Raw genomic sequence first — 18,591 nt, 5'->3', positions numbered from 1 at the left:
AGTAGAGAAGGAATCCATAGCGACCTATACTCCTTGTTTATTTTTTATTGTTTTTTTGAACTAAAGATAGAGGTTGTTAGATCTTTGGTAGGGTATGTAATTTTAAATCAATCCTTGGAGATTTAAAAAATACACTTTTATATTTTCAATTTACCAAAAGTCCTTTTCGAAATTCGAATATCAAATTGCGGCATTTAAAAAGATTTGAGAACAAGAATGTTAAGTCTCTTAAGATTTCTATATCTAAATACTTAACTATTGTGAATGCCATTTTTTCAATAAAAATTGGCAACTTTAGTAAGGCGTTCAATATTTAGTAATTGGATTTTACGGCCATCTGTAGCAATAAGTTTATCATGCTTAAAATCATAAAGTACGCGAGCCAAAGTTTCGACTACTGTTCCTGCCATATTTGCTAAATCAGAACGTGAAAGCATGATATATGTTTTTGAAGTATCATCACCCTTATATTTGTCATGTAGAATTAATAAATTAAGTGCTACGCGTTCCCGTACCGTACGTTGTGATAGCACCGCCATCAGGTTTGCTAAAACACTAAATTCGTGGCTTAGACTTTTTAATAATAAACGTGAAAAGGTTGAAGAGTCTTTTAGTATTTGATTAAAAGCTTCTATGGTAATAAATGAAATGATAGAGTTTTCTATGGCAACTGTTGTGTCTCCATAGGTGCTTTCACTTAAAACGGATGAATATCCAAAAAACTCCCCTTCATTATAGATATAGATTATTTGCTCTCTTCCATCATTGTCCATTTTATATTTTTTCACTTTCCCGCTTTGTAAATAAAAAATACCTGAGGGCAGAGTTCCTTCTGTAAATATGGGCTGGTTTTTACGAAATTTTTTATCAACCATTATTTTTTCAAGAAAATCCCTATCCTTCGAAGGTAATTCGCTTAAAATATATTGGCTATTAAATGTGAATTTCGTAATCATATTGGTATTACAAAGCTACACCTTATTTTTTTTTATCTAAGACTTGATTTAAATCAAGTTTTACCAAGATTCCCGTCAACGGTTAGTGTGTCTTAATAGGGTAGTTTTGATACCAAATATAAAGCTATCATTTCTATGAAAACTATTGAACAATTAAATACGCTCGGTATTCATCCCACAAAAAAATGCTTCTGGAATTTACCTGTTTCTAAATTAGTAGAGCAGACTCTTCAAAAAAAGCAAGGAGTTTTGACAAGTACAGGTGCTTTAGCTTGTGATACGGGGGAATATACAGGACGCTCACCAAAGGATAAATATATAGTTAAAGATGCTCTTACGGAAGATGCTGTTTGGTGGGGAGATGTTAACCATCCGTTTTCATCAGAAGATTTTGAGAACCTATACAATCAAGTTGCAGTGCACCTTTCTAACAGAGAACTCTATATAAAAGACGTACAAGCAGGAAGTAAAAAAGAGTATCAATTAAATGTTCGTGTTATTACAGAAACACCTTGGCAAAGCTTATTTGCGAATAACCTTTTTTTAAGACCTTCAAAAAAGGAATTAGAAACTTTTGAACACGAATGGCTCATTTTGGCTGCTCCAGAATTTAAAGCAGATCCTAAAAAAGATAAAACAAGACAACATAACTTTACAATTATCAATTTTACTAAAAAAGTAATCCTTATAGGTGGTAGTGCATATACGGGTGAAATTAAAAAAGGAATATTTACTATTCTAAATTATATTTTACCACACGATAAAAGGGTACTGTCCATGCATTGTTCTGCCAACATTGGTGAGGATGGGAACACAGCTGTCTTTTTTGGATTATCGGGCACTGGAAAAACAACCTTGTCTGCTGATCCATCCAGAGCACTAATAGGTGATGATGAACATGGCTGGGATTCAGAAAGTGTCTTTAATTTTGAAGGAGGCTGTTATGCAAAATGCGTAAATTTAAGTAGCGAAAAAGAACCCCAAATATTTTCAGCAGTGCGTTTTGGAACCTTACTTGAAAATGTTCGCTTTTATGAGGGCTCAGATGTAGTAGATTATGATAATATAGAAGTTACTGAAAATACTAGAGCGGCTTATCCCATTAATTTCATTGATAATGCAAAGAACCCATCTATTGGAGGTACGCCTAAAAATATTTTCTTTTTAACCTGTGATGCTTTTGGGGTGTTACCTCCAATTTCTAAATTAACAGTCGGGCAAGCAATGTATCATTTTATTTCAGGATACACCGCAAAAGTAGCGGGAACTGAAGCTGGTATTACCGAGCCTCAAACCACCTTTTCTGCTTGTTTTGGAGAACCATTTTTACCACTCCACCCTACAAAATACGCTGAATTATTAGGAAAAAAACTAAAAAGCGATACTGTAAATGTATGGCTTGTTAATACTGGTTGGTCTGGTGGTGCGTATGGAACTGGAGAGCGTATAAAATTAAATTATACAAGAGCAATGATTACTGCTGCTCTTAATGGAAAACTAGATGAGGTAGCTTATTTGAAACATACTGTTTTTGGATTGCAGATGCCAACAGAATGTGACGGGGTACCTTCTAATTTATTAAATCCCAAAAACACCTGGGAGAATAAAGAAGCGTACGATAAAACCACTGATAATCTTGCATCACAATTTAATGAAAACTTCAAATTGTATGAATCATTTGCAAACGATGAAATACGTTCCGGAGCACCTAAAATTGCAAATTTAGAAAAAGCCTAGTACATGTTGAATATTAATACCGATGCTATAGTACGCTGTCCTATTTGTGGTTCTACCTATAAAAAAAAGATGCCGCAAATAGGAAAGCATATTAATAGCAAGTGTGTTTCTTGTCATACTATTTTTGGAATAAACGATGCAAAGGATTGTTGCGTTTATTGTAAATACAGCGATGCCACATGTCCTAAAGCACAGAAAAAAATAAATAAAATAAATAAATAAAATGAAAATACCCTCAAACCTCTTATACACAAAAGACCACGAATGGTTGCGAATAGAAAATGATATCGCGTATATAGGAATTACGGATTTTGCACAAAGTGAATTAGGAGATATTGTATATGTTGAAATTGAAACTGTAGCTGAGGCATTAGCACAAAATGATGTTTTTGGCACAGTAGAAGCAGTAAAAACAGTGTCAGATCTTTTTCTACCCATAAATGGGACCGTTTTAGAAGCTAATCCAAAATTAGAGGCTAATCCAGAATTAGTAAATGAAGATCCCTATGGAGAAGGCTGGATGATTAAACTAAAAATAGAAAATGATGTCGATGTAAGTAGTTTATTAAAACCAGACGCTTACGCAATAGTCGTTGGTTCTTAAATATGAGTTTTACCTATATAGCAAGAGAATGCAGATTCCAAAAAATTTTTATTATACACGACAACATTTATGGTTGCAGCAAATAGGGATGTATGATTTTTATGTAGGAATCACCGATTTTTGTCAAAAAGAAATTGGCACTATTGATTTGATAGAACTTACCAACAAAAGAAGTTTGCTTAAAAAAGGATCTAATTGGGGCACTGTTTATGGTATTAACGATACATTTCAGTTAATAGCCCCATTTGATTGTGTAATTGTAGCGGAAAATAGCGTGTTACAGGAATTTACAGCTTATGTGAATACGGCTCCATATAAATATTGGTTCGCTATTATAACAACAAAAATAGAGACAGCTTCTTTATTAAGCTGTCAAGACTATACACAATTTACACAATGATTCTTATTAACTTGAAACTACATCATCGCAATACAAAGAATAAGCTTTTTAGTAGGAGGGAGGGTTGTTTATAGGGGTCACACTAAAGTAATAACAAATATATAGCAATATTAGGCATCTCCTATAAATTTTCTTTAGCTTTTTCTATAGCGGTATGAATATCTTTAACCACAAAATCCCTTTCTATAAATAAAAATAGTTCATTCTTTTTAAAATCTTTTCGCAAGGGCTTTCCGATCCCTGAAATTAACACTTTTATATTTCTACTCCTATAGGTCTTTAATATTTCTTTAATGCTCTGATAGCCAGTAGCATCAATTAAAGGGACATATCGCATTCTAATAATAATAACTTTGGGTTGTAAGGCAGTATTGGTAATGGTTTCTTGAAATTGTCTGGCCGCTCCAAAAAATAGGGGACCATTAATTTCATATAAAATAATTCCTTTAGGAATGTCTCGTAATTCGTCATCAAAAAGAGGCTCACTTTTAGTATCTTCAGAAGAAAACCCTTGTATATTAACAGATTCACTCATACGCTTCATAAAGATAAAACTAGAAAGTACGATTCCAATTTCTATAGCAATAACTAAGTCAAAAATAACCGTTAAAAAAAACGTTGTAAGCAGAATAATGATATCCATTCTATTCCCTTTTAAAATAGATCGGAATTGTTTCCATTCACTCATATGGTAGGCCACGACCATTAAAATTCCCGCTAGGCATGACATAGGAATTAATTTTGCGTAGGGCGCAAACAAAAGCATAATAGCCAATAAGGCCAGCGCATGAACGATACCAGCAATTGGTGTTCTTCCTCCATTTTTAACATTAGTGGCAGTTCTAGCAATGGCGCCGGTAGCAGGAATACCGCCAAAGAGCGAGGACATGATGTTTGCTGCTCCCTGCGCAACTAATTCCATATTAGAACGGTGTTTTCCACCAATCATTGAATCTGAAACCACAGCAGAAAGTAAAGATTCAATGCTTCCCAATATAGCAATTGCAAATGCAGGTTGAAGAAGCGCTTTAATGGTGTCAAAATTAACCGTTGGCATGTGCGGAAGTCCAATCTTATTTGGAATGGCCCCAAAGTTACTTTCAATAGTATCTACAGGGATGTCAAAGAGCATTACAACACTGGTTGATAGTACGATCGCAATAATTGATCCTGGAATTTTTTTTACTAATTTTTGAAAATAAAGAGTGATGCCTATCGTACTCAAGGCAATACCAATTGCATACCAATTAACCTTGTGAAAATTTGCAAAGTACACTGCCCATTTAGCTGTAAAATCTGCGGGAACATTGGTAATATGAAGCCCAAAAAAATCATTTATTTGTGAAGAAAAAATAATTAGCGCAATGCCACTAGTAAAACCTACAATGAGAGAATAGGGAATAAATTTTAATAAATTTCCTAACCGAGCCAAGCCAAATCCAATAATAATAAAGCCAGCCATAAACGTGGCAATAGTTAACCCATCGGTCCCGTATTGCTGTACAATACCATAGACAATAACAATAAAAGCTCCTGTAGGTCCTCCTATTTGTACCCGACTTCCTCCAAAAGTAGCAATAATTATACCTGCGATAATGGCTGTTAGTATTCCTTTTTCAGGAGAAACCCCCGAGGCAATAGCAAACGCAATGGCTAAAGGTAAAGCGACAATTCCTACTATTAATCCCGAAAGAACATCTTTTGTTATTGCTTCTTTTGAAATTCCTTCTTTTAAAAGTGAAAATAATTTAGGTATAAATTCCTTACCCATTAGTTTAGTGATTAATAATTTAAAATAATGCGTTTAATTCTATAGTATATGTTACCCCTTTGGTGAATAATCGATGCTCATATGCAGTAAAATAGCTCTTGCAATGCGCATTAATGGAATCTGAAACATAAAACTAAAGAGTATGATAAGTGGATACATATATTTGAAAAATCTATTCATGCTATCTAATGAAAAACCTACTAGTAATACAGGGATAAATACAATAAGAACGATAGGGTAGCTAATCCATAATGCTGCGGTATAAAATCCAGGTTCTAACTTATAACTTTGCTTGCAATGAGAACATCTATCGGGCATTTTCAAGATGTCTTTAAACACAATCAACCCTGGAGTGCTGAATAAATTTCCAATATGACAACGGGGGCACTTTAATTTTAAAATACCGTACCATTTGCTTGCCCTTTTCATTTTCTGCCTTTTAATTGGTGCTAATTAACATTTTATACAAATAGAATTTTATAGCCTAATAATAGCTTGATGAAGCATCAAAAATACGATAAATGTTATATAAAAACATAACAAATGTTATATTTTTATTTGTTATTTATTATATATTTGAACAATGAAAAACTTCTATTCGCAATTTGATTTTCAGAGTGAACTGCTATTTGAACAATTAACTTCTGAAGAAAAAAAAATAGTATATAATGCTATGGAGCCTTTAATTATAAAGAAAGGGAGTCTTTTATTTTATGAAGAAGGAATACCCACAGGCATTTTTCAGATTAAAAAAGGGAAAGCGAAAAAATTTAAACGTGGTTTCTCTGAAACGGAACAAATATTTTATATCTATACAACGGGTGATGTATTAGGATATCATGCTTTATTTGGAGAAGAGCGTTATCAAGATTCTTGTGAAGCCTTAGAAGACCTAGAGGTAAATTTTATAGCTAAAGATGTTTTTTTTAAATTATTAGAAGATATTCCCTCATTGCAACGGGTTTTTATAAAAAATATAGGGCATGAATTTGGAGTTTTAGCTAATATTATTGCTGTGCTAGCTCAAAAAAACTTAAATGCACGATTGGCTATTAATTTACTCATTTTAGAAAACCGATTCCAAAAGCATGATGAAGAAAATGGGATTGATTTATCTCGAGAAGATTTGGCAAATATTATTGGTACTTCATCCGAAAGCTTGGGTAGAAGCTTAAAACGATTTAAAGACGATGGTATTATTGAAGTAGATAAAAGGATTATTTATATAAAAGATAAAGACGTACTATTTAAATTATTAAATATTGAGTTTTGCTGATAAATTTCTTACGGCTCCTATAGTCTATAAAGAGTAAAACATATAATATTTAAATTGTCAAGTGAATTTTTAAATAAAAAATCAACCCTCTACGCCATGCATAATGGCAATTTACACAAACCAAAAGTGTAAAATAGTAGGTTTTATCAATTGTAAAAACAAATACAAGAATACAAAACCATTGCTATTTGTGTATTGATTGCCAGGGGAAGCACTAACAACTTATTCCACCTTTTATATGTGACTAACTCGCTGTGGCTTACCATCCTCAAATTTCGGAATTCTTTTTAAGGTTACTCTGTTAAATAAGGTTCTGAATCATGTAATTAACCATACACCTGCCCGTGAACATGATAAATATAGGCAGTTTTTTTTAGAAGTAGAGGTCTTTACTATCTTACAAAACTATGTTCTTTATCGGGATCTTATTCTTATGGTATTCCAAATAGCATTTTGCAATCTTAATAGAAAGAAGCGGACTCTTACATGTCATGGACCTGTAATTCTAAAAAAAAAATAAAGAGGTAGCTTGTCATTTATTGATAAAAAATCATCGTAGTACTAAAAATAAAAAAAGGGAATTATGATTAAGTTTTAGTTACTAGCAATATTGATTTTTATGGCACCATTACAATCAAGGAAATAAAAGAAGTTAAAGTGCTGGAGGCCAGACTTGATGATGAGGACAAAAACAAAGCACCAAATAAAGCAATTGTCCAAGAAAAATCGGATAAAAAAATAAAAGAATGATGGGAATAATGCCTCCTATTAAAAAGAACGAATCCCTGTCATTAAAATCAGCAACCAACCCTTAAAACTTACTAAAGCAGATAGCATCGCAGCTCCCTTAATATCAAAGAAACCTATAAACTACACGCAGTTAACATGCTTCCTCCATTAACCATAGGCTAGTAGTGTCCCAAAGTAGCAATTAGTAATACTATCTATATAAAATATTATATTTGTTTGTATCACTTGTTAAAAAGTGATGACACTATACCTTGTATAATTCTAATACCCAGATAATTAAAAAATCCTCCAAAACTAAATTTTAGAAAAATGTTTTATTATTGGTTGCACATGATTTATACTTACCTTGGATCAAGAATATTTTGGAAGAACATCAAACTAACTGCCAATTTAACTAGAACAAGAAGGGTGAATATATTGGATTGTGAATCTTTTAGGTTCATGGCAAATTCAAAATATTTTTATTACATGGACTTAATAAGATACGAAGTTGTTTTTCGATCAAAATTATATGATAATACTATAAAAAAAGGAATGTTTGGTGTGCTAGCATCTCAAAAAATAATATATAAAAAACCATTAAAAATATTTAAGAAATTTGATATTACTCTTAAGCTAGAAGGTTCAGATGAAAAATGGGTTTACCATCGACAAACTTTTGAGCAGAATGGACAAATATGTGCAATTGGGTTTACAAAATCTGGATTTTGGAAACATAAGCAGGTACAAAATATGAGAGAAATAATAATTAATTGTGATTCCGAATATGAAATCAGACCTCCTGCTGCGGAAGTTTTAAGCATGTTTGAAAACGATTATAAAACTTTAAAAATCAACAATTAAATTCATTTAAAGAAAATGAATTTACTGTGGGGGGCGCCAGAAAACGGAGGTTAAAAACAACTAGTTTCTACATTTTTTTTTTGATATTATCATGCTAGGCAAACAGCGGTAGCAAGCTGCTCTTCCTCAATACATGAAAAACCAACGCGCTACACGCAGCTAGTATTTTTTTAAATAAACAATAGAGTAATAGTTTCCCAAACCAATAGCCACCAACAGTTATCTGTGTAAAACACTATAATAGTGTGTAGTACCGATTAAAAACTGCTTATAAAGCATCTAGGGGGCATTAAAAAAAATCCGTACAACTTTACGAACCAATTTTTAAACTGCAAATTTCTTTTTGTATTCTATAGGCGACAATCCGACATATTTTTTGAAAATTTTCCTAAAAGCATTTACATCATTATAACCAACATTAAAAACTATTTCGTTTATTGTGTTACAACCATTTTCAAGTTCTTTCTTTACAACTTCAACTTTAACTCTTTGAATGTACTCTAATACCGAATTACCGGTTGATTCTTTAAACCTTCTTTCAAATGTCCTGCGTTGTACTGAATATTTTAAACATAACTCGCCAACGGAAATTTTTTTATCGGTGTGCTTTTCTATATAATCTTGTGCTTGTAATACATCTTTATCATTATGCCTTTTTTGTCCAATGAAAATAGCAAATTGATTTTGAGTTTTCCTATCAATATCAATTTCAAACATTTTTGCTGCCAATAGTGAAACCTCTCTTCCTAAATGCTTTTCAAAAATATACAGCAGCAAATTTAAATAAGAGTAGTTGCCGCCGCTAGTATAAATTCCATTTTCATCAGTAATAATTGTTTCTTTGACAACCTTGACTTTAGGAAACATAATTTGGAAATCATTTTGGCACGCCCAATGGGTTGCGCAATTTTTACCATTCAAAATGCCAGTAGCAGCAAGAAAAAATGAACCGACGCAAAGACTTGCAATTTCAGAACCATTGGTATATTGCTCCTTTATCCATTCTACAAAACCGCTGTTTTCTTTTATCATCTGTGCAAAATCACCACAAATTATTGGAACGACAATCAAATCGGTTTTAGCTATTTCATCAATTTTTCTTGTTGCCTTTATAGTATACAAACCCTTGTTAAGGGAAACGTGCTCTTTTGTTGAAACCAAATCAACTTCATAGAATTTTGTTTTTCCTTGGTATTTTAAAAAATCGTTAACTCTATTAAACAACTGATGGGTGCCATCTAAACTTGTAAGCGTTGTGCCTTCCAACACCAAAATGGAAATGTGTTTCATAATACAAAAATAATCAATTATATATGTCGTAATCAACATACAAGAATGTCGTATTTGCCAAGCTTTTAATAGATTATTTATCTAGACCTTTATTTTATTAAAAAAAATAATTCCTGGTAATGAAGAAAATAACATTCAAAAAATATTTAAAAGCTATGCTATTAGGAAGTATAACGATGTTTGTTTGGGGCGCATTTTCGCATTTAGTTGTTATTATAGGTATTGGATATAAACCATTGCCTAATGCAGAAAATATAACAAAAACACTTCAAAACTCAATTAGCCAAAAAGGCTTATATTTTTTTCCGAGTAAAGATTTTAAAAACACTTCATCAGAAGCAGAAAAACAATGGTTGACAAAATTTGAAAATGGTCCAGTAGGTCTTCTGGTGTACAGGCCAGTTGGAGGAAATCCATTTTCTCTTAAAAAATTGTTTATCCAGTTTTTAAGTTATCTATTTGTCACAATACTTTCAATTTTAATCTTATCAAGTGTTTATGCCTCTTTTTGGAAAAAAGTGTTAATTATTTCTTTAATTGGTATTGTTGGATGTACGTCTGTTAGCGTAATATATTGGAATTGGTACGAGTTTCCAAATAGTTTTATTCTAGCTCAATTTGCAGACATATCTATTGGATTTGTATTCCTCGGGATTGTTTTGGCAAAGTTTTCACCATCATCTAATTCCGTTGTTAAATTATGATAATAAAGAATAATGTTCTAAAAATTCAAATCAAATAAAATAAATAAAATGGAACATATAAAAATAGACAAAGACATCAAAGTGTTTTATATTCAAGCTAAATCATTTCCTGATGGTGTTATCGAAGCATTTCAAAAGATGCATTCATTAATAGAATTTCCACCAAAAAGGCGAAGCTTTGGAATTTCAAGACCAGAGAAAGGAAAGGTAATTTATAGAGTAGCTGCTGAAGAATTAATAAAAGGAGATTTAGAAAAACATAATTTGACAGAGTTTATTATTCCAAGTGGAGACTATATTGGAATAGAAATTAAAAATTTCAGAAAAGATTTGAGTTTAATTAAAAAGGTTTTTGACCAACTTCTTACTAATTCAGACATTGATAAAAATGGGTATTGTATAGAAGAGTATAAAGGAATAAACGATGTGTTTTGTATGGTCAGAATCAAAAATGAATAAATAATGACGACTAATCGAGTGTCCTATAAAAGGACTAATCCCTTCAGAATTTATGAAGACAATGACTTTAGGTTTGTCACTATTAGCTTCATCAAGGCTTTTAATACAATACTGGACAATATTCGGAAAATGGGAAAATGAAACCGTCTTAGATGATTATTTAAAAGAAGTATACCTTCGAAAAAACCTTAGCAATACTATTTTTTTCATTTGTTTAACCCTTAGCGCCCACGAAAATATCTTTCTCAAGGTGTAACATTTAATTTTTTCGCTATCTTTATATTGCCTCTAAAAACCACTAAATGAAAAATATAGCGCTATTTATTCTTTCAATATGCCTATTCTTTTCTTGTTCGCAGCAGAAAGAAAAACCATATAAAATAGGTCAGAAATCAATACACTTTGTAGACGACTCAAGAAATCGCCCCTTGGCAACGGAAATATGGTATCCTACTTTAGATAACATCATAAGTAAAAAACAAAAAGGAAGCCCTAATGAACTTTTTAAAGCCATCGAAACAATTCCAAATGCAGCGATTGCGAATGAAAAATTCCCATTACTAATAATTTCACACGGCACAGGAGGCAACAGATTTTCTATGACTTGGTTTATAGAAAAAATGGTAATGGAAGGTTATATCGTTGTTTCGCTTGACCACTATGGAAACTCCACATTTAATAAAATACCCAGAGAATTTGTAAAATGGTGGGAGAGGGCAATAGACGTGCAATATGTTCTTACGGAAACTCTAAAAAATAATGAATTTGCTTCGAAAATAGATACCTCTAAAATCGGTGGAGTTGGGTTTTCTTTAGGTGGTTATACAAATATTGCATTAGCTGGTGGTTATGTAGATAGAACAGTTAGAGAAAATGAAAATGCAGCGGAGAGGAAAATGCCTGTTGAATTTCCTAAAACAGAAGAAACCATAAACTTTCAAAATGACAGTCTTATTGTTGCATCATATAACAAGTATAAAAATCGTGTAAAAGACAATAGAATAAAAGCATTTTTTGTGATGGCACCAGCAATCGGATTTGGATTTCACTCCAAAGAGCAGACCAACCGTATTACCGCTCCAGTTTTTATAGTTGCTGGCAAAGGAGATAAGGTAGCACCTATTAAAACCAATGCTGAAAAATATCATAGTTTAATCAACACCAGCAAAATCTATCTTTTTAATGAGAATGTTGAACATTATGTGTTCTTAAACGAGGCTACAGATTTTGGGAAAGAGATAGCGCCAGCAATAACTATTGATAAGCCGACTGTAGCTAGAAGAAAAATTCACGAAGAAACAGTAAATTTGGCATTAGGGTTTTTCGAAAGTACATTATAATAACGATTACAAAAACCCATTAAAATCAACAAGTGGTTCCATTCTACCTCGATACCATAAAGTTTCTTATTTGGTTTGTATTTGTTAAATTCGTTGTTTAAAGCTGTACCAAAGGCATATTCGCTAACCAGAATAAAAATTATTAAAAAAAATATTACCCCTATTATTCTTTCTGTAAGAGTAATAGGCATTGTTTAAGAAAGAAAGAGTGCGCGATATATAGAACAAATACCTACTCACACCTTAGCTAAAGAATAAAATTTTAGGTGTTTAATGTGAAAATAAACCATTCAATAGAAACTGTAAAAAGCCGAACACGATAAAAAAAACAGTAATCATGCCTGAATTCTGGGAAACAGCTTTTAAAAACAATAAAAAAATGTGGGGAGAAAACCCTGCCGATAATGCCTTTACGGTTCTTAATTTACTTCAAAAACACGGTGTGCAAAAGATCCTCATTCCAGGCTTTGGGTATGGTAGAAATGCAAAAGTATTTTACGATAAAGGAATTGCTATAACAGGAATTGAAATTTCTAAAACGGCAATTGATCGTGCGCATAAGTATTTTGGAGACAACCTGACAATTCACTACGGTTCAGTTACTAATATGCCTTATAGCAAAATACGATACGACGCTATATACTGCTACTCACTTATTCACCTTTTAAATAAAACTGAAAGAATAAACCTGATTGATGCCTGTTACCAGCAACTTCAACCCAATGGGCTGATGGTTTTTATTGCGCTATCGGTAAACGATAAACGTTTTGGCATGGGAAAAGAAATTGAAAACAATACCTTTTGTTCACCCCAGGGTTTAAACCTCTATTTTTATGATGAAACAGCTGTCTGTAAAGAGTTTGGCGCTTATAATCTCATAGAAATGACAGAAATTAACGAGCCTATAGAAAATCCAAATGAAAAATTTTGGATGGTAATTTGTAAGAAAAAATTATAATCAACACGCCCACTGCAAATTAAAACCTTGGTACTATTTTGAACGTACTAAATCTTGTAAGAAAATCTTACTCTAGAGTTAATGGATGGCACTTTAAATTGTATTAAAAAGAAATAAAATTGGTTTTAGTAGAATATTCCTGAGGCTTTAGAACTCATATCTCCACACTTTGAGCTTCTATTTAATCGCGTAATGAAACCAAACAAGAACGCTTCCACAAAAAACACAAACACCGTATATACAAAACTAACACTTCTATATTTTCACAAAGAAAGATACAACCGATAGAAAAACAAAATAGAGAGGCATACGTTTACTAATTAGCCTTCATTTTTTAGTTATTTGTAAAAAAAAAATCTGTGTTCTGGCTACAAAATGAATTTCCAATTGGATGCGGGTTAATAGAACTAAAAATAGCCCGACAGTCTCCTTTTTACCTTTAGCTATAATACGTATTTGTATTATAAATTAAAAAGCACCCTTATCACCCGGTTGCCACCCATTTGAGAAAAAATCAATGAGAGAATTAAAACAAGAGTTGTATACACTATTTAAACAACACAAAGAAAAATACAAATATGTGCATACTAATGGGGGTAAATTTATAATCTCACATTGAAAATAGAAATAATTTTAGTCCAATGGCTTTTCCCAAGAATATAAATTAGAGGATGCACAGAAGGCCACGACTCAATTATTGCAGGCCTTGAAAATTTTGGATTTACCAACGCCAGTTTTTATTTGGAGAGTTTCGTATCGAAACATGCCATAACTCGTTTAAAAAACCGTTGCCAATTAACTTAAAACAATATTGAAAAAATAATAAGACTGACCTAAATGTTTGAAACAGAAATTCTAACGTGTTTTGAATTTGGAAGCTCTTATTTAATGGAGGAATTAAACGAGGAGTATCATAAAATTCAAAGCAACTCAAAACGAATTAAAACTTGTTTGCATATAGTAAAGTAGCTGTTTTTAGCAAAGACGATGTATGAAATCTAAAAAAATCACGACAAATAGATTATGAATACTATTTTGACCGACTTAAAGGCTGAGAATAACTTTGCATATGAAAAACTGTATCAAGACAATTTCATTAAAATCTCAAAGTTTGTACAAAATAACAGCGGCAATCAAGCTGATGCGGATGACTTATTTCAGGATGCAATGCTGGTGCTTGTAGAAAAACTTCGACAGGACAATTTTCAACTCACAGCTTCAATAGATACGTATGTTTATGCGATTTGTAAAAACCTGTGGTTTAAAAAACTCCGCGATAAAAAAGTTATTTTGTCTGTAGCTGAAATACAATCTTTTGGTTTTCTGAACGCGATTAATGATTCCATTGAAAACGAAAAAACCTATTTAGAAAAGCTTAAAGGATATGTACTCAACATCTCTAATCACTGCAATAGACTTATCAACGACATTTTTTTTAAAGAAAAAGCTATTGCGCAAATTCAGAAAGAGTATGGGTATTCTTCCCGTCATAACGCTCAAAATCAAAAACATAAATGTGTAGAGCAAATCCGAAAAGTTAAAGAAAAAGAAAAAAATTAAAAAAAGTTCGTTGACTTGGGTGATTTTTTGAAACCATTGGTATAAAGGTATAGATAGTTCCTTTTGGCTATCACAACTTTAAAATTTTAATACAATGGTTTCAACAATTAAAACAATGGTTATCGCAGTAGCTATTACTGCAATGAGTACATTTTCTGTACAAGCACAAGATGCAGCAATGTGGAAAGTAGACAAATCTCACACTTCAGTCAATTTTTCTATAAACCACTTCTTCTCGGCAGTTACCGGCAAGTTTACAGATTTTGACGGAAAGCTACATTTCGACCCAAAAAATTTAAATGGGAGTAAAGCCGATTTCACGGTGACTATTAACAGTATAAATACTGATGATGCCAAACGTGATACGCACCTGCTATCCAACGATTTCTTTGAGGCAAAGACATATCCTAAAATGTTTTTTAAATCGACCAAATTCGAAAAAAAATCTGATACGGAATACTTGATTTACGGTAAATTAACTATTAAAGACAAAACAAAAGATGTTGTTTTTCCTATGAAAATTACAGGCGAGATGGAACATCCAATGATGAAGGGGACTGTTATTTTAGGGGTCGTTATTGATACAACAATTGATAGAACTGAGTACGGAGTTGGCACAGGAGATTGGGCAGCTACAATGGTTGTAGGAGACCAAGTGCGCATTCATATTCCTATGGAATTAAACCGAATGAAATAAGCAAACAAATAATTTAAAACTCAAGCGATGAACATTAATATTCAAAAATCGATTATAGCAGGAATTATAGGTACGGTCGTTATGACTGTTGTATTGATGGCAGCCCCAATGATGGGAATGCCAAAAATGGCACCCCCAGAGATGCTTTCAGCAATGGTAGGAGTGCCTGTATTTGTGGGTTGGCTAATGCACTTTATGATAGGAATACTGTTTGCCTTTGCTTATAGCTATGGGTGCATTTTTAAAAGTAAAATCAAAAATGTTTGGCTAAAAGGTGCTGTATTTGGTATTATAGCCTTTGTTTTTGCTCAAATAATGATGCGCGTAATGGGAATGATGATGCCTATGCCAAGCATGGAAGGATCGATGATGCTAACAGCTATTGGTAGTTTAATGGGGCATATAATCTTCGGAATAGTAGTTGCTAAAACCGTTGGGGAATCCTCTTGCACGAATAATTCATGCCAAACTAGAAAAATATAAAAAAGTAACGGCTGGCTACCACATGGTATAAACACAAAAGCGGTTGAAGTATAGGCTTGAATCGCTTTTGTGTTTATTTAAGTATATTGCTGTCTTAAAGTTAGTGCATATTAAACCACTAGCATTTGTATAAATACAAGTACCTTTTAATGTGAAAAAAATCAACTACAAAACGATAGTACTCGCTTTTATTCCTATCGGAATTATACTTTTTTTGGTGTTAAGAGAAGAACTAAAACCCGTAGGCACCTATAGAGGGTTTAATAGCCTCATTATATATATATGTTATTTAATTGCTGGAATTTTAATATTTATATATACTACAATCACTCAATTAAGAAAGATTATAAAAAAAAATGAAATCAAAGAAGCAAAAATTATTTTGATGCTACTTATCATTTCAACCTGTATCGTAATTAGTTTATTGTATTTTCCAATAGCTATATATTAACTAAACAAAAAAACCCTCCTTATAAGTATATGGAAATAGACCAAATTATTGATACTATACATCCGTTACCAGCCCCAGCAAAAAACCTAATTAAGGAGTCTATAATTGAAACCAGGTTTCCAAAAGGGCATATTTTATTTAAAGCAGATAAAATTGAAACACGTATTTATTTTATTAAAAAAGGAATAGCGAGAGCATATGCCTATTCAGGTGAGAATCAAATCACTTTTTGGTTTGGCAAAGAGGGAGATCCTATTGTATCCATGCAAAATTATGTCAATAAACAGAAAGGGTATGAAGATGTAGAGTTATTGGAAGATTCTGAGCTCTACGAATTAAAAACAGAAAAGCTTCAAAACCTCTTTTTAGAAAACATTCAAATTGCAAATTGGGGGCGTAAATTTTCAGAATTAGAACTTATTAGATCCGAAGAACGGCTTATTTCTCTACAATTCGATACCGCAACCCAAAGGTATTTAGCACTCCTTAAAAAATATCCTAGTATTATACAACGCGTACAATTAGCTCATATCGCATCCTATTTAGGCATTACTCAAGTTAGTTTAAGTAGAATTAGAGCGAACATAAAATAAATTTATTTTTTATCATTTGTTAAACAGTTTCTTTAAAATGTTTCAGAATTTTGTCTTGTAATATTATTCTTTAGTAAACAGCTAAATTTTTTTGAATCGTTTATATAGAAATACCCTAAAAATTCACTTTAATATAATAGTTACATATGTCACATACGATAAAAATTAAAACGACCCTTTTTCTCTTCTTATGCACCGCTTTTCTTATAAGTTGTAACAATAAAAAAAACTCAGGTAATTCTTCAGCAAAAGCAGACGCAAAAACAGAAACAAAAGCACAAAAAAAAATATTATTTGTAGTTACTAGCCACAGTGAAAAAGGAACTACTGGAGAAAAAACTGGATACTATCTAGGAGAAGTTTCACATCCTTGGGATGTATTGCATACTGCTGGCTACGAAATAGATTTTGTAAGCCCTAAAGGAGGAAAAGCACCGGTAGATGCCTTTGATATGGATGATGCTATCAATAAGAAATTTTGGGATAACGACAGCTATCGCAATAAAATTGAAAACACAAAAAAACCTGATGAGGTAAATCCAGATGAGTATGTAGCCATTCATTATGCGGGAGGCCATGGTGCTATGTGGGATTTTGCTGACAATACAGAAATAGCCGAAATTGCAAGACAAATCTATGAAAACAATGGGGTAGTAAGTGCTGTTTGTCATGGACCTGCAGGCCTTGTAAATATTAAATTAAGCAACGGAAGGTATCTTGTGGATGGTAAAAAAGTTAACGCGTTTACCAATGAAGAAGAGATTAAAGTAAACCTAGCGGATGTAGTTCCATTTTTACTGGAGGATACGTTATTGGAGCGTGGCGCTATTTTCGAAAAGTCTGCACCTTTTACGCAACACGTAGTTAGTGATCAAAGATTAGTAACGGGGCAAAACCCACAATCTGCTCATAGTGTAGGGGAGGCAACCTTAAAAGAGTTACAAATACTAACACAAAGTGCTAAGTAAATGCGTGGAGAAAAAAGATTAGATGTGCTTTTAAAAACAATGAAACCAAAACACAATGAAGGTGAATTTGTATTCTGTAAAACAGAAAACTTGGCGCACTTCAATTTAAGTCAAATTATAATGACTTTTAAAGAAGAAGAAAGCATTACCCTAATCACCAAAAAGGAAGTTGCAGACACGCACGGTTTGGATTATTCATTTGTTGCTTCTTGGATTACAATTACAGTGCATTCTTCGTTAGAAGCAGTTGGCTTAACAGCCGCATTTTCTAATGCCTTATCCGACAATGGAATCAGTTGCAATGTTGTTGCTGCCTATTATCACGATCATATTTTTGTGGCTAAAAAAGATACAGTTAAGGCAATGGAAATATTGAATGAATTTTCGAAATAATGAATTTACTCCTGGTTGCATAGCATTAAAACACTTTGATTATAGTGTATAAAAGTTCAAGACTGAATAGCCTAACGGGCAGAAAAAGAATTTATCACCAATACTGCTGGAGGTTATAAATTGAAATTCAAATCAAGCCCAGCTGAATTTATTGCCGTGAACTTCACAATTTACTGATAAAATACTGTTGCCAACTCCATGTATATTTTATTACTTGGTTCTATCATACTTACGAAACCCGAAGTATCGGGAGCGAGTCCCAATGCTTCGGGTTTCTATTCGGTTTGTATTTGCTAAATTAGTTGCTGAAACACACACAACGAAATCATATACAAACACACTAGCAACAACTAAAAAC

At 32.5% G+C, this 18,591-nt stretch carries 19 protein-coding genes; 15 read left to right on the top strand and 4 right to left on the bottom strand.

Features of this window, described 5'->3' with window-relative positions:
• Positions 1 to 275 precede the first annotated feature (275 nt).
• Positions 276 to 956, bottom strand: coding sequence for a Crp/Fnr family transcriptional regulator (locus ABJ955_RS12990; RefSeq protein WP_347375062.1), 681 nt, complete (start codon positions 954 to 956; stop codon positions 276 to 278).
• 135 nt (positions 957 to 1,091) lie between these two features.
• On the opposite strand from ABJ955_RS12990, the gene pckA reads away from it, so the two are divergent.
• The 3 genes from pckA to ABJ955_RS12975 all read left to right on the top strand — a co-directional run bounded on the left by pckA (position 1,092) and on the right by ABJ955_RS12975 (position 3,697).
• A complete protein-coding gene (gene pckA, locus ABJ955_RS12985) occupies positions 1,092 to 2,693 on the top strand; it encodes a phosphoenolpyruvate carboxykinase (ATP) (protein ID WP_347375061.1) in 1,602 nt (533 codons plus the stop codon).
• Between the two features lie 223 nt (positions 2,694 to 2,916).
• A complete protein-coding gene (gene gcvH, locus ABJ955_RS12980) occupies positions 2,917 to 3,297 on the top strand; it encodes a glycine cleavage system protein GcvH (RefSeq protein ID WP_347375060.1) in 381 nt (126 codons plus the stop codon).
• Between the two features lie 28 nt (positions 3,298 to 3,325).
• Positions 3,326 to 3,697 carry a glycine cleavage system protein H gene (locus tag ABJ955_RS12975; RefSeq protein ID WP_347375059.1) on the top strand — a complete coding sequence of 124 codons (372 nt, stop codon included), beginning with the start codon at positions 3,326 to 3,328 and terminating at the stop codon, positions 3,695 to 3,697.
• Positions 3,698 to 3,818: 121 nt separating this feature from the next.
• Here the strand turns inward: ABJ955_RS12975 and ABJ955_RS12970 are convergent, their stop codons facing one another.
• Together ABJ955_RS12970 and ABJ955_RS12965 are read right to left on the bottom strand one after the other, a co-directional pair.
• Positions 3,819 to 5,468, bottom strand: a complete 1,650-nt coding sequence (locus ABJ955_RS12970) for a SulP family inorganic anion transporter (RefSeq protein ID WP_347375058.1) — start codon at positions 5,466 to 5,468, stop codon at positions 3,819 to 3,821.
• A 51-nt stretch (positions 5,469 to 5,519) separates the two neighbouring features.
• Entirely contained in the window at positions 5,520 to 5,897 is a 378-nt protein-coding gene (locus tag ABJ955_RS12965) for a DUF983 domain-containing protein (protein ID WP_347375057.1), read from the bottom strand.
• A 154-nt stretch (positions 5,898 to 6,051) separates the two neighbouring features.
• Here ABJ955_RS12965 and ABJ955_RS12960 point away from each other — a divergent pair, with 154 nt between their 5' ends.
• Complete coding sequence (locus ABJ955_RS12960) at positions 6,052 to 6,744, top strand: Crp/Fnr family transcriptional regulator (RefSeq protein WP_347375056.1); 693 nt, start codon at positions 6,052 to 6,054, stop codon at positions 6,742 to 6,744.
• Positions 6,745 to 7,803: 1,059 nt separating this feature from the next.
• Positions 7,804 to 8,337 (top strand): thioesterase family protein, encoded by a 534-nt coding sequence (locus ABJ955_RS12955; protein ID WP_347375055.1) that lies wholly within the window; start codon positions 7,804 to 7,806, stop codon positions 8,335 to 8,337.
• A 324-nt stretch (positions 8,338 to 8,661) separates the two neighbouring features.
• Here the strand turns inward: ABJ955_RS12955 and ABJ955_RS12950 are convergent, their stop codons facing one another.
• Entirely contained in the window at positions 8,662 to 9,627 is a 966-nt protein-coding gene (locus ABJ955_RS12950; protein ID WP_347375054.1) for a helix-turn-helix domain-containing protein, read from the bottom strand.
• 119 nt (positions 9,628 to 9,746) lie between these two features.
• Here ABJ955_RS12950 and ABJ955_RS12945 point away from each other — a divergent pair, with 119 nt between their 5' ends.
• The 10 genes from ABJ955_RS12945 to ABJ955_RS12900 all read left to right on the top strand — a co-directional run bounded on the left by ABJ955_RS12945 (position 9,747) and on the right by ABJ955_RS12900 (position 18,233).
• Positions 9,747 to 10,331 (top strand): hypothetical protein, encoded by a 585-nt coding sequence (locus ABJ955_RS12945; protein WP_347375053.1) that lies wholly within the window; start codon positions 9,747 to 9,749, stop codon positions 10,329 to 10,331.
• Between the two features lie 48 nt (positions 10,332 to 10,379).
• Positions 10,380 to 10,790, top strand: coding sequence for a hypothetical protein (locus tag ABJ955_RS12940; RefSeq protein ID WP_347375052.1), 411 nt, complete (start codon positions 10,380 to 10,382; stop codon positions 10,788 to 10,790).
• Between the two features lie 302 nt (positions 10,791 to 11,092).
• Positions 11,093 to 12,130 (top strand): dienelactone hydrolase family protein, encoded by a 1,038-nt coding sequence (locus ABJ955_RS12935; protein WP_347375051.1) that lies wholly within the window; start codon positions 11,093 to 11,095, stop codon positions 12,128 to 12,130.
• A gap of 337 nt (positions 12,131 to 12,467) precedes the next feature.
• Positions 12,468 to 13,088 (top strand): class I SAM-dependent methyltransferase, encoded by a 621-nt coding sequence (locus ABJ955_RS12930; RefSeq protein ID WP_347375050.1) that lies wholly within the window; start codon positions 12,468 to 12,470, stop codon positions 13,086 to 13,088.
• Positions 13,089 to 14,111: 1,023 nt separating this feature from the next.
• Complete coding sequence (locus ABJ955_RS12925) at positions 14,112 to 14,648, top strand: sigma-70 family RNA polymerase sigma factor (RefSeq protein ID WP_347375049.1); 537 nt, start codon at positions 14,112 to 14,114, stop codon at positions 14,646 to 14,648.
• 94 nt (positions 14,649 to 14,742) lie between these two features.
• Positions 14,743 to 15,345, top strand: a complete 603-nt coding sequence (locus ABJ955_RS12920; protein ID WP_347375048.1) for a YceI family protein — start codon at positions 14,743 to 14,745, stop codon at positions 15,343 to 15,345.
• Between the two features lie 27 nt (positions 15,346 to 15,372).
• A complete protein-coding gene (locus ABJ955_RS12915; RefSeq protein ID WP_347375047.1) occupies positions 15,373 to 15,828 on the top strand; it encodes a DUF6789 family protein in 456 nt (151 codons plus the stop codon).
• Positions 15,829 to 16,308: 480 nt separating this feature from the next.
• Positions 16,309 to 16,872 carry a Crp/Fnr family transcriptional regulator gene (locus tag ABJ955_RS12910; RefSeq protein WP_347375046.1) on the top strand — a complete coding sequence of 188 codons (564 nt, stop codon included), beginning with the start codon at positions 16,309 to 16,311 and terminating at the stop codon, positions 16,870 to 16,872.
• 146 nt (positions 16,873 to 17,018) lie between these two features.
• Positions 17,019 to 17,840: a type 1 glutamine amidotransferase domain-containing protein gene (locus ABJ955_RS12905; protein WP_347375045.1), complete on the top strand. Its 822-nt coding sequence runs from the start codon at positions 17,019 to 17,021 to the stop codon at positions 17,838 to 17,840.
• Positions 17,841 to 18,233 carry an ACT domain-containing protein gene (locus tag ABJ955_RS12900; protein ID WP_347375044.1) on the top strand — a complete coding sequence of 131 codons (393 nt, stop codon included), beginning with the start codon at positions 17,841 to 17,843 and terminating at the stop codon, positions 18,231 to 18,233. It begins immediately after the preceding gene.
• Positions 18,234 to 18,591 lie beyond the last annotated feature (358 nt).

It is taken from the genome of Aequorivita sp. Q41 (assembly GCF_039831855.1).
Lineage (GTDB): Bacteria > Bacteroidota > Bacteroidia > Flavobacteriales > Flavobacteriaceae > Aequorivita.
Note: the sequence above shows the minus strand (reverse complement) of the source record. Positions and strands in the feature narration are given on the sequence as shown.

Excerpts from the sequence above, each read along its gene's own strand:
- ABJ955_RS12990 (WP_347375062.1), bottom strand. The coding sequence starts at position 956 with ATGATTACGAAATTCACATTTAATAGCCAATATATTTTAAGCGAATTA.
- pckA (WP_347375061.1), top strand. The coding sequence starts at position 1,092 with ATGAAAACTATTGAACAATTAAATACGCTCGGTATTCATCCCACAAAA.
- gcvH (WP_347375060.1), top strand. The coding sequence starts at position 2,917 with ATGAAAATACCCTCAAACCTCTTATACACAAAAGACCACGAATGGTTG.
- ABJ955_RS12975 (WP_347375059.1), top strand. The coding sequence starts at position 3,326 with ATGCAGATTCCAAAAAATTTTTATTATACACGACAACATTTATGGTTG.
- ABJ955_RS12970 (WP_347375058.1), bottom strand. The coding sequence starts at position 5,468 with ATGGGTAAGGAATTTATACCTAAATTATTTTCACTTTTAAAAGAAGGA.
- ABJ955_RS12965 (WP_347375057.1), bottom strand. The coding sequence starts at position 5,897 with ATGAAAAGGGCAAGCAAATGGTACGGTATTTTAAAATTAAAGTGCCCC.
- ABJ955_RS12960 (WP_347375056.1), top strand. The coding sequence starts at position 6,052 with ATGAAAAACTTCTATTCGCAATTTGATTTTCAGAGTGAACTGCTATTT.
- ABJ955_RS12955 (WP_347375055.1), top strand. The coding sequence starts at position 7,804 with ATGTTTTATTATTGGTTGCACATGATTTATACTTACCTTGGATCAAGA.
- ABJ955_RS12950 (WP_347375054.1), bottom strand. The coding sequence starts at position 9,627 with ATGAAACACATTTCCATTTTGGTGTTGGAAGGCACAACGCTTACAAGT.
- ABJ955_RS12945 (WP_347375053.1), top strand. The coding sequence starts at position 9,747 with ATGAAGAAAATAACATTCAAAAAATATTTAAAAGCTATGCTATTAGGA.
- ABJ955_RS12940 (WP_347375052.1), top strand. The coding sequence starts at position 10,380 with ATGGAACATATAAAAATAGACAAAGACATCAAAGTGTTTTATATTCAA.
- ABJ955_RS12935 (WP_347375051.1), top strand. The coding sequence starts at position 11,093 with ATGAAAAATATAGCGCTATTTATTCTTTCAATATGCCTATTCTTTTCT.
- ABJ955_RS12930 (WP_347375050.1), top strand. The coding sequence starts at position 12,468 with ATGCCTGAATTCTGGGAAACAGCTTTTAAAAACAATAAAAAAATGTGG.
- ABJ955_RS12925 (WP_347375049.1), top strand. The coding sequence starts at position 14,112 with ATGAATACTATTTTGACCGACTTAAAGGCTGAGAATAACTTTGCATAT.
- ABJ955_RS12920 (WP_347375048.1), top strand. The coding sequence starts at position 14,743 with ATGGTTTCAACAATTAAAACAATGGTTATCGCAGTAGCTATTACTGCA.
- ABJ955_RS12915 (WP_347375047.1), top strand. The coding sequence starts at position 15,373 with ATGAACATTAATATTCAAAAATCGATTATAGCAGGAATTATAGGTACG.
- ABJ955_RS12910 (WP_347375046.1), top strand. The coding sequence starts at position 16,309 with ATGGAAATAGACCAAATTATTGATACTATACATCCGTTACCAGCCCCA.
- ABJ955_RS12905 (WP_347375045.1), top strand. The coding sequence starts at position 17,019 with ATGTCACATACGATAAAAATTAAAACGACCCTTTTTCTCTTCTTATGC.
- ABJ955_RS12900 (WP_347375044.1), top strand. The coding sequence starts at position 17,841 with ATGCGTGGAGAAAAAAGATTAGATGTGCTTTTAAAAACAATGAAACCA.